Origin of the sequence: Blastococcus sp. DSM 46786 (genome assembly GCF_900109665.1) — a bacterium.
In the GTDB taxonomy this organism is placed as follows: Bacteria; Actinomycetota; Actinomycetes; order Mycobacteriales; family Geodermatophilaceae; genus Blastococcus; species Blastococcus carthaginiensis.
The window spans coordinates 47846-59532 of record NZ_FOAO01000020.1 but is presented as its reverse complement, the minus strand read 5'-3'; the positions used below and the strand labels follow the sequence as shown (position 1 = coordinate 59532).

At 76.3% G+C, this 11687-nt stretch carries 7 protein-coding genes; 2 read left to right on the top strand and 5 right to left on the bottom strand.

The features are described 5' to 3' along the window. Positions 1-32: 32 nt before the first annotated feature. Entirely contained in the window at positions 33-1241 is a 1209-nt protein-coding gene (locus BMW62_RS17375) for a cytochrome P450 (protein WP_091933472.1), read from the bottom strand. Positions 1242-1418: 177 nt separating this feature from the next. Here BMW62_RS17375 and BMW62_RS17370 point away from each other — a divergent pair, with 177 nt between their 5' ends. Next, on the top strand, positions 1419-2351 hold the full coding sequence (locus BMW62_RS17370; RefSeq protein ID WP_091933470.1) for a DUF5926 family protein: 933 nt from the start codon (positions 1419-1421) through the stop codon (positions 2349-2351). A gap of 414 nt (positions 2352-2765) precedes the next feature. Here the strand turns inward: BMW62_RS17370 and BMW62_RS17365 are convergent, their stop codons facing one another. The 3 genes from BMW62_RS17365 to BMW62_RS17355 all read right to left on the bottom strand — a co-directional run bounded on the left by BMW62_RS17365 (position 2766) and on the right by BMW62_RS17355 (position 7035). Then, positions 2766-4208, bottom strand: a complete 1443-nt coding sequence (locus BMW62_RS17365; RefSeq protein ID WP_091933467.1) for a M20/M25/M40 family metallo-hydrolase — start codon at positions 4206-4208, stop codon at positions 2766-2768. Then, positions 4205-5689, bottom strand: coding sequence for an MFS transporter (locus BMW62_RS17360; RefSeq protein ID WP_091933464.1), 1485 nt, complete (start codon positions 5687-5689; stop codon positions 4205-4207). Before BMW62_RS17360 ends, BMW62_RS17365 begins: the two co-directional genes overlap by 4 nt. Positions 5690-5808: 119 nt before the next feature. Next, on the bottom strand, positions 5809-7035 hold the full coding sequence (locus tag BMW62_RS17355; RefSeq protein ID WP_091933461.1) for an arginine deiminase: 1227 nt from the start codon (positions 7033-7035) through the stop codon (positions 5809-5811). A 119-nt stretch (positions 7036-7154) separates the two neighbouring features. Here BMW62_RS17355 and BMW62_RS17350 point away from each other — a divergent pair, with 119 nt between their 5' ends. Next, positions 7155-7922 carry an SDR family oxidoreductase gene (locus tag BMW62_RS17350; protein ID WP_091933458.1) on the top strand — a complete coding sequence of 256 codons (768 nt, stop codon included), beginning with the start codon at positions 7155-7157 and terminating at the stop codon, positions 7920-7922. A gap of 120 nt (positions 7923-8042) precedes the next feature. On the opposite strand, the gene BMW62_RS17345 is transcribed toward BMW62_RS17350, so the two are convergent. Continuing rightward, positions 8043-11363: an AfsR/SARP family transcriptional regulator gene (locus BMW62_RS17345; protein WP_170852447.1), complete on the bottom strand. Its 3321-nt coding sequence runs from the start codon at positions 11361-11363 to the stop codon at positions 8043-8045. Positions 11364-11687: the final 324 nt, after the last annotated feature.

The following is an 11687-nucleotide window of genomic DNA, read 5'->3' as shown; positions in this document are numbered from 1 at the left end:
GGCGGTGAGGGAGGACGCCATCCGTGCCGCGGTCAGCGGGCCAGGACGATGGGCAGCGTCTCCAGGCCGCGGATGACGAACTCGGGCCGGCGCACGGGTTCACCGCCGAGCTCCAGCACCGACGTCCGCCCCAGCAGCGCGCCGAAGGTCGCCTGCAGCTCCACCCGCGCCAGCGGCGCCCCGATGCAGAAGTGGATGCCCGCGCCGAAGGCGATGTGCGGGTTGTCGGTGCGCCGGACGTCGAGGGTCCCGGGTCCGGTGAAGACGGCGGGGTCGTGGTTGGCCGCGCCGAGCAGGGCGGCGATCTTCTGCCCCTCCCGCACGGTGACGCCGCCGATCTGCACGTCGGCGGTGGCGGTGCGCTCGAACAGCTGCAGCGGCGGGTCGAAGCGCATCAGCTCCTCCAGCGCCGCGGGCAGCAGGTCGCGCTCGGCGCGCAGGGCGGCCAGCTGGTCGGGGTGGCGCAGCAGCGCGAGCATCCCGTTGCCCGTCACGTTGACGGTCGCCTCGTGGCCGGCGTTGAGCAGCAGGATGCAGGTGGTGACCAGCTCGTCCTCGGTGAGCTTGTCGCCGTCGGCGTCCCGCACCGAGACCAGGTGGGACAGCAGGTCCTCGCCGGGGGCGGTGCGGCGCTCGGCGGCCAGCTGCCGCAGGTAGGTGACGAACTCGTCCGCCGCGCGCTCGGCCGCCTCCTCGACGGCCGCCGTCCGCCCGTACTCGTACATCTTCACGATCGCGTTCGACCACGGCCGCAGCAGCGGGCGGTCGGCCGCGGGCACGCCCAGCAGCTCGGCGATGACGGCGACCGGCAGCTGCTCGGCCATGCCGGTGAGCAGGTCGACCGGCTCCGACCCGGCCGAGCGCTCGACCAGCTCGTCGGCCAGCCGGCCGGCGAGCTCCTCCACCCACGGCCGCAGGCGCTCCACGTGGCCGCGGGCGAACGCGCTGGTGATCAGCCGCCGCAGGCGCGTGTGGTCCGGCGGCTCCATCTCCAGGATGGCGTTGCGGTGGATGAGGTTGAAGCTGTCGAACCGCTCGGCCGGCTCCTCGTCCCGCCAGATGCGGCCCAGCCGTCGGTCGCGCAGCACGGCGTTGGACTCGGCGTGGGTGAACGCCAGCCACAGCCCCAGCCCCTCGTGCCACTGCACCGGCGCCTGCGCCCGGGCCCGCGCGAAGGCCGGGTACGGGTCGGCGACGAACGACGGGGCGCGGAGGTCGAGCGCGTCGACGGACACGGTCACGCCGGGAAGCCTAGGAGCCCGCCTGCAGCGTCCGGCACCGGTGGGCCCGCCGCCGAGTGGGACGAACTCGTGGCGATCGGCCGCTGATGGCCACGAGTTCGTCGCACCCGGCTCCGGTGACGCGCCCCGGCGCGCGCGGCCGCGGGGCCCCGCGTGCCGCCACCTACGCTGATCCGCATGGCCTCCCGCAAGCGCTCCGCCGCCGCCGCCCCCGTCGCCGAGGGCGGCGTCAACCCGAAGGCGCCCTGCCCCTGCGGGTCGGGCCGCCGCTACAAGCACTGCCACGGCTCGGGCTACGCCCCGCCGGTCACCCGCCCGTTCGAGGGCCTGCCGGGCGAGGCCGACTGGGTGGCGCTGCGGGAGCTGGTGCCGGCGGCGACGGCGACGCTCCGCTCGGCCGAAGGCCGCGAGCTGACGCTGGCGAGCGTCCTGCCCGGGGGCGCGCCCGGCCTGGTGCGCGCCAACGGTCAGATCCTCGTCGGCGCGCAGCTGGCGACGTCGTCGGACGACGTCAGCCGCGACCTCGGCACCGCGATCGCCGCGGCGCTGGAGGCCCCCGCCGGTGCGCCCGTGGACCCGGGCCCGATCGGTGGCGCCGGGTCGGCGGGCCCGCGGCTGCAGGAGGTCCTCGACCTCACCGCGCCGCTGGAGGTGACCGTGCACGACACCTTCGACTTCTGGCTGGAGGGCACCGACCCCAGCCCCCAGGCGCGGGCCGGCCTGACGCAGGCCAACGAGGCGATCCTGCCCACGGTGCGGCTCGAGGGGCTGGAGGCCGCGTACTGGGTGCGCCCGGGCAACGAGCGGGCGCACCTGCGCTGGGTGCGGGCGGAGAAGGAGGAGCAGCTCCTCGACGCGCTCGCCCGGTTGTCGGCCGCCGAGCAGATCCTGCTGGGCGAGGACACCCGCTACGCCGGGGCCTTCCGTGCGCACGGCCTCGTCGTCCCGGTGTGGGACCTCCCCGCCGACGTCCCCGCCGCCGACTGGGTGGGCCCCGCGACGGAGTTCCAGGCCCGGCTGCAGAAGGCGCTCGCCGAGACCGCGCCGCTGACCGCCGACGAGCGGCGCGCCCGCGCCGGGCTGCTCTCCCGCCAGATCACCCTGCGCTGAGCGGGCGGCGTCACCGGTCCCGGTGACGCCGACCACCCGGCGCCGCCGGACGACGTCGTGCGGGCGAGCTGCTCGGGTCGATGCCGCCAGGCGGAGATGGGGTCGGGCGCAGCAGCGCTCTGCCCCGCGGGTGTGGGCAGAGGGCGACTGTCCCTGGGGGCACCCCGGTCAGGGCCCGCCGGCCCGAGCCGAGGCTCGATCCAGCCTTCTGACCTGTGCGCCCCCTCGTGACACGAATGAGATCGGAACGGGTCGTCCGGCACGGTCGTGCCTCGGATGATGTGCGCCGACGCCCACTTCCACGGGGGCCAGAAGCGGGCGGCAGCGCACTTCGTCGGCCGGTGACGGGCTCGCAGGACCGCCCACGCGTTGCCATACCGGGGTCGTCGCCGGAGTCGGGCGCGGCGGCGCCCCTCAGACGCTGCGGATCAGGTGCCGGAAGAACCCCGCGCCGCGGTGCAGGGCGGCGATCGAGATGCGCTCGTCGGCGGCGTGCAGCGCCGACAGCTCCTCCCGGCTCAGGTCGAAGGGCATGAACCGGTACACGCTGTCGCAGATCTGGCTGAAGTGCCGGGCGTCGCTGGCCTGCACCATCACGTACGGCGCGACGACGGCCTCGGGGTAGGTCGCCCGCGCGGCCGCCCCGATCAGCGCGAACGCCTCGTTGTCCGCCCGCGAGACCGGCGACGGGTCGTTGCCCGACACGACGCGCACCTCGACCGACGGGTCGTCGATGACCCGGCGCAGCCGCTCCACCGTCGTCTGCACGCTCTCGCCCAGCGCGATCCGGATGTTCAGGTGCGCCAGCGCCCGGGTGGCCAGCACGTTGGCCGCCTTGCTCCCCTCGAGCCGGGTGACCGCCACCGTCGTCCGCACCATGGCGCCGGCCTCGCGGCCCGCCCGGGCCAGCACCGATGCGAGCACGGGGCGGAGCTGGGCGGCGTGGGCGAACAGCGCCCGGTAGCCCAGCGGGGCCTGCCGTCCGACGGCGTCGATCATCCCGAGGACGACGTCGTGCAGCCGCGCGGGGAAGGGGTCGGCCTCCAGCGCGAGGATCGCCTTGGCCAACCGCGCCGGCGCGCCACCGCGGGCGGGGGAGGAGGCGTGCCCGCCCGCGTCGGTGGTGACCAGCTCGACGTCCAGCAGCCCCTTCTCGGCCAGCCCGACCACGGCGACCTGCCCCGGGACGCCGGGGAACATCCCGCTCACCACGGCCCCGCCCTCGTCGATCACCGCCCAGGGCCGGATGCCGCGGGCGGTGAACGCCTCGACGGCGAGCCGCGCCCCGACCCCGGCGACCTCCTCGTCGTTGCCGAACGACAGGTAGACGTCCCGCCGGGGCGTGAAGCCCTCGGCCACCAGCGCCTCGACCGCCTCGAGGACCGCCACCATCGAGCCCTTGTCGTCGATGGCGCCGCGGCCGTGCACGCAGCCGTCCTCGACCAGCCCGGAGAACGGGTCGCGGCTCCACTCCTGCCCGGCCACCGGGACGACGTCGTAGTGCGCCATGAGCACCAGCGGCGGCTCGTCGGTGGTGCCGCGCCACCGGTAGAGCAGCGCGCCGTCGCCGAGCACCTCGCGCTCCAGCGCCTCGTGCGTGTGCGGGTACAGCTCGGCCAGCCGGGCGCGGTAGGTCTCGAAGGCCCCGGCGTCCACCTGGCGGGGGTCCCTCGAGGAGACCGTCGGGATGCGGATCAGCTCGGCCAGCCGCTGCGCCGCGGCGTCGGCGTCCAGGCCGGTCAGGTCGACCGGCGTGGCGGGCTGCTCCACCGGCCGGAACCGGACGACCCGGCGGGCGGTCGTGGTGGCGGCCGCGGCGGCGGCTCCGGTCGCGGCCAGGGCGAGCGCGCGCCTCATGCTCGGGACTCCTCGGCGGTCTCGGGGACGGCGGGGTCGGAGAAGGCGAGCTTCGGGACGACGAGCAGCGCCAGCGCGGCCAGCAGCGCCGTCGTCCCGCAGATCACCCACACCGTGATGTAACCGGACAGCGAACCGGCGGTGCCCGCCGACCCGTCGGCGAGCAGCGGGACGTTCGAGGCCAGCGCGATCGCGAACGCCGCCGAGGCGAACGAGCCGCCGATCACCTTGGTGGTGTTGGTGAGACCGGTCGCGACCGCGGTGCGGCCGATCGGTGCGGCGGCCGCGGCCGCGGCGGGCAGCGCCGCCACCAGCGCGCCGGAGCCGAGGCCCGCGATCGCGATGCAGGCGAGCATCTGGGCCAGCGTGTCGTGGAAGGGCACCAGCAGCAGGTAGCCGGTGCCGGTGAGCGTCGCCGCGCCGATGAGGGTGCTCCGCGGCGTGGTGCGCCGGCTCACCCGCGAGAACTGGCTGGCGCCGACCAGCATCGAGATGACGTACGCGCCGATCACGACCGAGACCTCGCTGGTGGACAGGCCCAGCCCGTAGCCGTAGACCGCCGGGTCGGTGCGGGCGTAGGTGGACAGCGGGCCCTGGGCGCCGAGCACGCTCACCCCGAACAGGCCCGCGGTGAGCTGCACCGGCCACATCGCGGGGCTGCGCAGCACCCGGAAGTCCACCAGCGGGTCGTCCTGGCGCAGCTCGTAGGCGACGAACGGGACGACGAGCAGGATGCCGGCCGCGGCCACCGCCCACGGCCACAGCGCGCCCTCGTTGAGCCGGACGAAGCTCAGCCCGCCGGTGATCACCAGCAGGATCACGCTGAGCAGGGCGACGCCGGTCGCGTCGACGGTGCCGCCGGTGCGGTCCTCGCTCTCGGGCACCCGGAACGCCACGACCAGGCAGACGCCGACGACCAGCACCGCGGGCAGCACGAGCACCAGCCACAGGTGGTCGCCGAGGCTCTGCCCGATCTGGCCGCCGCCCAGCGCGCCCGCGATCGCACCGGCCTGCAGCGCGGCGACGATCAGCCCGGTGGCGCGGCGGGTCTGCCCGGCCGCTCCCGGCGTGCGGCGCGACCGGTCCCAGATCAGCGCCACCTGCAGCGGCAGCCAGACGACGTAGAGGCCCTGCAGCGCCCAGGCGACGAGGAACACCGGGAAGCTCGTGGCGAACGCCAGCGCGACGGTGGCCAGCGCCGTGGCGACCGCCGACCACAGCAGCACCCTGCGGTGCCCGTGCAGGTCGCCGAGCTTCGCGAGCACCGGGACGGCGATCGCCGACAGCATCAGCTGGGCGGCCTCGAGCCAGTTGACGTCGGCGTCGTTGACCCCCAGGTAGCGGGCGATGTCGGTGAGGAGCGGGATGTAGTAGCCCTGCAGCACGCCGCTGGTGAACTCGACGAAGACCAGGTAGCCGACGAGCCCGCCGCCGATCCCCGCGATCCGCCCCGTCCTGCGCGCCGTCCCCGTCGTCGCCACCGCGCCGTCCCTTTCCCGAGGCGCCGGGCCCGGCGCGGAGAGTTGGCAGCGTAGTGATCGACGCCGCCGTGTCGGAGCCCCCGCGGGAGAAGTCCCCAGGTCGTGACGTCGGCGAAGTCTCAGAGAGGGGCGCGGGAGACCGGGCAGGACATGCAGCGCGGGCCGCCCCGGCCGCTGCCGAGCTCGGAGCCCGCGATCCGCACCACCTCGATGCCGGCTGCCTCGAGCGCGGCGTTGGTGACGGTGTTGCGCTCGTAGGCGACCGTCAGCCGCGGGGCCAGGGCGAGGGTGTTGTTGCCGTCGTCCCACTGCTCGCGCTCGGCGGTGACCGGGTCCAGCCCGGTGTCGATCACCCGCAGCTTGTCGATGCCCATCGCGCTCGCGGCCGCGCGGACGAACGGCTCGGGCCCGGTGACGGCGAGGTCGGTGGTGCCGGCGTCCTCGGGGGAGGAGCCCTCGGGCGCGCGCACCGTCCAGGCGGCCAGCGAGTCGGCGACCGCCGGGTACATGACCATCGCGTCGACGTCGACCATCGTGGCGATCGTGTCCAGGTGCATCGTCGCCCGCTCCTGCGCGATGGGGACGACGAGCGCGGTGTGCGCCAGGCCGCGGGCGAACAGCCGGCGGGCCAGCCGCTCCGCGCCGCCGGGCGTCGTCCGCTCGCCGACGCCGACGGCCACCACGCCCTGCGCCAGCAGCAGCACGTCCCCGCCCTCCAGGTGCTCCAGCTCGGGCCCGTACAGCTGCTCGGCCCCGGCGAACCGCGGGTGGTGGGTGTAGATGGCGGCGGTGATCGTGCTCTCCCGGTGCCGCGCGGGCATGGCGAGGGAGGTCACCGCCACCTCGTCGCCGATCCACACCGAGGAGTCGCGGGTGAACAGCAGGTTGGGCAGCGGGGGGACGACGAAGTCGGAGCGGTCCATGAGCTGGTAGGCGAGCCCCGAGCCGCGCAGCTCGTCGTGCGCCAGCCCCGCGATGAGCGCCGTCGCCAGGTCCTCGGGGGCGAGCGCGGCCAGGTGCCGCGTGGCGTCGCGCTGCAGGGTGGCGCCGAGCCGGGGGTCGTCGACGGCGGCGCCGATCAGCTCGTCGCGGGCGGCGGGGACGGCGAGTACCTCGGCCAGCAGCGTGGCGACGTGCAGCACCTCGACGCCGCGGTCGGCGAGCGCCCGGGCGAACGCGTCGTGCTCGTCCTGCGCCCGCGCCACCCAGGGGACGCCGTCGAAGAGCAGCTCGTCGTTGTTCCGCGGCGTCAGCCGGCGCAGCTCGGGGCCGGGCCGGTGCAGCATCACCGTGCGCAGCGGGCCGACCTCGCTCGTGGCCCCCGGGGTCGCGGCGGATCCGATCATGACCGCCAGGCTGGCACAGGCCGGCGGGGACGGCGTCGTGGACGGCTGCTCCGCCCACCTCGTTAGGGTGCCGGGGTCGGTGCCGACGACGGCGCCGCGACGCCGAACCGGAGGTACCAGTGGACCTGTTCGACCTGACCGGCAAGGTGGCCGTGGTCACCGGGGGCACCCGCGGCATCGGCCTGATGATGGCCCGCGGCCTGCTGCAGGCGGGGGCGAAGGTCTACATCAGCTCCCGCAAGGCCGAGGCCGGGGAGGCCGCCGCCGCGGAGCTCGCCGAGTTCGGCACCGTCGTCTCGATCCCGGCCGACCTCTCCACCGAGGCCGAGTGCACGCGTCTCGCCGAGGAGGTGGGCCGGCACGAGGAGCGGGTGCACGTGCTGGTGAACAATGCCGGCGCCACCTGGGGCGAGCCGCTGGAGACCTTCCCCGAGTCGGCCTGGGACAAGCTGCTCGACCTCAACCTGAAGTCGCCGTTCTTCCTCACCCGGGCGTTCCTGCCGAAGCTGGAGGCCGCGGCGTCGGAGGGCGACCCGGCGCGCATCGTCAACGTCGGCAGCATCGACGGCCTGCACGTCAACCCGATGCCGACCTACTCCTACGCGGCCAGCAAGGCCGGGCTGCACCAGCTCACCCGCGTGCTGGCCAGGGAGCTCGGGCCCAGGGGCATCACCGTCAACGCCGTCGCCCCCGGGCCCTTCGAGTCGAAGATGATGGCCGCCACGCTCGACGCCTTCGGGGCCGAGATCGCCGCGAAGTCGCCGCTGGGCCGCATCGGCCGCCCCGACGACATGGCCGGCGTCGTCGTCTACCTCGCCTCGCGGGCGGGCGCCTACGTCACCGGCGCCGTCATCCCCGTCGACGGCGGGATCGCCACCACCTCCTGACGACGCCGCTGTTGATCAGGTGACCTGAACATCGGGGGTCCTGGCTCACCGTCGACGCTGAGCCAGGACCCGGAACGGTGAGCCAGGACCCCGCACGGTGAGCCAGGGCGGTGCCCGGGGTCAGGCGGGGCTCGGCTCGGTCGCGACCCGGCGCAGGTGCGTCTCGGCCAACGCGACCTGGTGCGGTGAACCGACGAGCCCGCCCTGCTCCCGCGCCGCCGTCCACCACCGCCGCGCCCCGGCCGGGTCACCGAGCCGCTCGGCGATCCGGCCCAGCAGCTCGTCGTAGGCGCCGAGGGTGAGCGACGGCGTCCCGAGCACCGCCTGCCGGCCGCGGTAGGGGAGCAGCGACGCCAGCGCCGCCGCCCAGTCGGGTTCGTCGCCCAGCCACAGCGAGCTCTCCGCCTGCAGGTAGAGGGCGACGTCGCTGGCCCAGTCCCGGACCAGCGTGCGGCCCCAGCGAGCGCGCAGCCGGCGCGCCTCGGCCAGGTCGCCCGACTCGGCCGCGGCCAGCACCGCCATCTCCTGCAGCAGCGGGTTGCCCTCGTCCCCGGTCTCGACCAGCAGCGGAAGCGTGGCGGCCTCGCGGTGGTCCGCCCGCCGCAGCGTGAACTGGTGCGCCGCGTAGGCGTGCCGCGCGTGCGGGGTGACCCGCCGGAACACCTCGTAGGCCTCGGTGGTCAGCTCCTCCGCCCGGTCGGCGTCGCCGCGCAGCCAGGCCAGCCCGCCGGCCTGCCACAGCACGTGCGGGCGCACCTCGGGGCCGCTCAGCGACACCGCCAGCCGCCGGGCCTGGTCGTGGTCGGCCTCGAAGCCGGCCAGGTCGCCGAGGTGCAGCCGGATCGCCGCCCGGTGCAGGTGCGCCAGGAACTCGGTGCGCCGCGGCAACCCCCGCCCGGCGAGCTCGAGGGACTCGTCGGCCGCGGCGAGGCGCAGCTCGGCCGCCCCGGGCCGCCCCCACACCGCCAAGCTGAAGTTGTTCAGCGTCCGCCCCAGCAGCTCGGGGTCGCCGATCCGGCGGGCCATCGCGACCGCCCGCTGGGCCGCCCGCACCCCGCGGTCGTCCGGGCCGAACGCGAGCTCGACACCCAGGGTGCCCAGCAGCCGGGCGGTGGTCGGGTCGTCGCCGTCGGTGCGCTCGGCGAGCAGGTCCTCCAGGACGGCGACCATGTCCTCGTCGACCACCCCGTGCGGCCGCCAGTTCCACAGCGTGACGCTGCCCCAGACCGCCGCGGACTCGGCCAGGCACTCCCGGTCGTCGAGCTGGCGGGCCAGGCAGATCGCCTCGGCCACCACCTCGCGCGCCTCGGTGAGCTGGCCGCTGCGCAGCAGGTCGCCGCCCAGCGCGGTGAGCAGGTCGTGCCGGGTGCGGGCGGCGTCCGGCGCCTCCGGGTCGAGCAGTTGCAGGGCCCGCCGGCCGTGCGCGGCGGCCTCGCCGTGGGCCAGCCGGGCCCGCGCGGCACCGGCGGCCGCGCCCAGGTAGAGCAGCGCCGGGCCGGGCCCCACCACCGGGAGCGCCTCGACGAAGTGGTGGGTGAGCCGCTCCACGAGCCCGTCGTCGCTCGACGTCGCGATCCGCCGCTCCAGCGCCTCGCCGACGCGGGCGTGCAGCCGCGCCCGCCGAACCGCGGGCAGGTCGCCGGCCAGCACCTCCTGCACCAGCGCGTGGGCGAACCGCCAGCTCCACGGCCGCCCGCCCTCGACCACCAGGCCGACGGCGAGGGCGGAGTCCATCGCCATGAGCGCGTCGTCGACGGAGGTGCCGGCCGCCTCCAGCAGGCCCAGGGACACCTCGCGGCCGGCGACGGCGGCCACCTCCAGCACCTCGCGGGCGCCCGCGGGCAGCCGGGCCAGCCGGGTGCGCAGCACCTCCCCGACCGACGGTGGCACCGGGACGGCGTCCAGGTGGAGGTCGTGGGCGCCGACCATCCAGCGCGACAGCTCGACGACGAAGAACGGGTTGCCGCCGGTGCGGTCGTGCACGGCGGTGGCCAGCGCCCGGTCGCCGGGGGAGCCCAGCTGGGCGGTCAGGAGCGCGGCGACGTCGTCGGCGTCCAGACCGCGCAGCCGCAGGCAGGTGACGGCGGGCTCGCGGGCCAGCCGGGCCAGGCAGTCCGCGACGGCCTCGGGCAGTCGCTCGCCGACGCTCCGCGCGGTGACCACGAGCAGCACCGGCGCCCGGGGGAGGTGGCGGACGAGCAGCCCGAGCAGCTGCACCGATGTGGTGTCGGCGCCCTGCAGGTCCTCGAGGACGACGAGCACCGGGCGGGACGCCGCCGCCGTGAGCCGGCTGCGCAGGTCCTGGAACAGGCGGAACCGGGCGGCGTCGGCGTCGTCCCCGGGTGCGGCCGCGTCGGGGACCAGCTGGGGTTGGCCGAGCTGCTCGAGCACCTGCGTCCACGGCCACAGTGCCGGCGCACCCGTGTCGTCGGCGCACCGGCTCCACGCGACCGGCCAGCCCAGCAGCCGGGCGCCGTCGGCGATCGCCCCGGCCAGCCGGGTCTTCCCGATGCCGGCCTCGCCCTCGAGCACGACGACGGCGGACCGCCCGCCGGCCACCTGCTCGGCGACCGCGCGCACCTGGTCGAGCTCCGCCCGCCGGCCGACCAGCGCGTCGACCGAGGTGCTCGGCGTGGGGGCGGGGGCGGGCGGCAGCACCGGCCGGGGGAGCCGCTGCAGCAGCCGCGGGTCCTGCCGCAGCACCGCCTGCTCCAGGTCGCGCAGCTCCGGCCCGGGGTCGATGCCGAGTTCGTCGCGCAGCAGCTCGGCGCACCGGCGGCAGGCGTCGAGCGCCTCGGCCTGCCGGTCGGCGGCGTACAGGGCGGTGACCAGGCGGGCCCACAACCGCTCGCGCAGGGGGTGCTCGGCCACCAGGTGCTGCAGGTCGGGGACGGCGGCCTCGGGACGGCCGACGGCCAGCAGCGCGTCGCAGCGCCGTTCGCGGGCGCGCACGTGCAGCTCGGTGAGCCGCAGCCGGTCGCTCGCGGCCGCCGGCAGGTCGCCCAACTCGGCCAGCGGCTCCCCGCGCCAGAGGCCCAGCGCCTCGTCCAGCAGGGCCACCCCGCGCGCGGGCGCGCCATCGGCCACCGCGCGGTCACCGGCCTCGATCAGCCGGGTGAAGCGGAGCACGTCCAGGTCGTCGGCGCCGGCGCGCAGCAGGTAGCCCGGTGGGCGGGTGATCAGCACGGTCGGCGCCTCGCGCGGGCCCCGGTCGGGCTCCAGCACCCGCCGCAGGTGGGAGACGTAGGCCTGCAGGGTGCCGGTGACCGTCGGGGGCGGCTCGTCGCCCCAGAGCGTGCTCACGATCCGGTCGATGCCGACGACCCGGTCGGCGTCGGCCAGGAGCAGGGTCAGCAGCGCCCGGGGCTTGGCGCCGCCCACGTCGACGGGACGGCCGTCGGGACCGGTGACCTCGAGCGGTCCGAGGACTCGGAAGCGCACGCCGCGGATGCTCCCAGCGCGCCGTCCCCGGCGGGACCCTTTCCTGCGCGGTGGGCGCACGGCCTCCTGCCCGGGGCGGGAGGCCGGGGCGGGCCTGCCGGCCGTCCCGGCCGGAAGTGGAGCCGGGCCGCCGGACGTCCAGCCGGGTCACGGCGCGGCTGCACGGACGGTCGACCGGCCGCACCCCGGCCAGAGGCGGGGAAGCGCCGGGTCTCCCTGCAAGTCGGCGTCCAAGTCGGCTCCAAGTGCCCGGCAAGGGGAGCCCCGCAGGCTTCTCCCGTCCCGAGAAGCCGCGGCCCGCCCGCGGTGCCCCACCCGCGGTGA

Bases quoted from the DNA above. Each gene is read 5' to 3' on its own strand.
- BMW62_RS17370 (WP_091933470.1), top strand. From the start codon at position 1,419: ATGGCCTCCCGCAAGCGCTCCGCCGCCGCCGCCCCCGTCGCCGAGGGC.
- BMW62_RS17365 (WP_091933467.1), bottom strand. From the start codon at position 4,208: ATGAGGCGCGCGCTCGCCCTGGCCGCGACCGGAGCCGCCGCCGCGGCC.
- BMW62_RS17355 (WP_091933461.1), bottom strand. From the start codon at position 7,035: ATGATCGGATCCGCCGCGACCCCGGGGGCCACGAGCGAGGTCGGCCCG.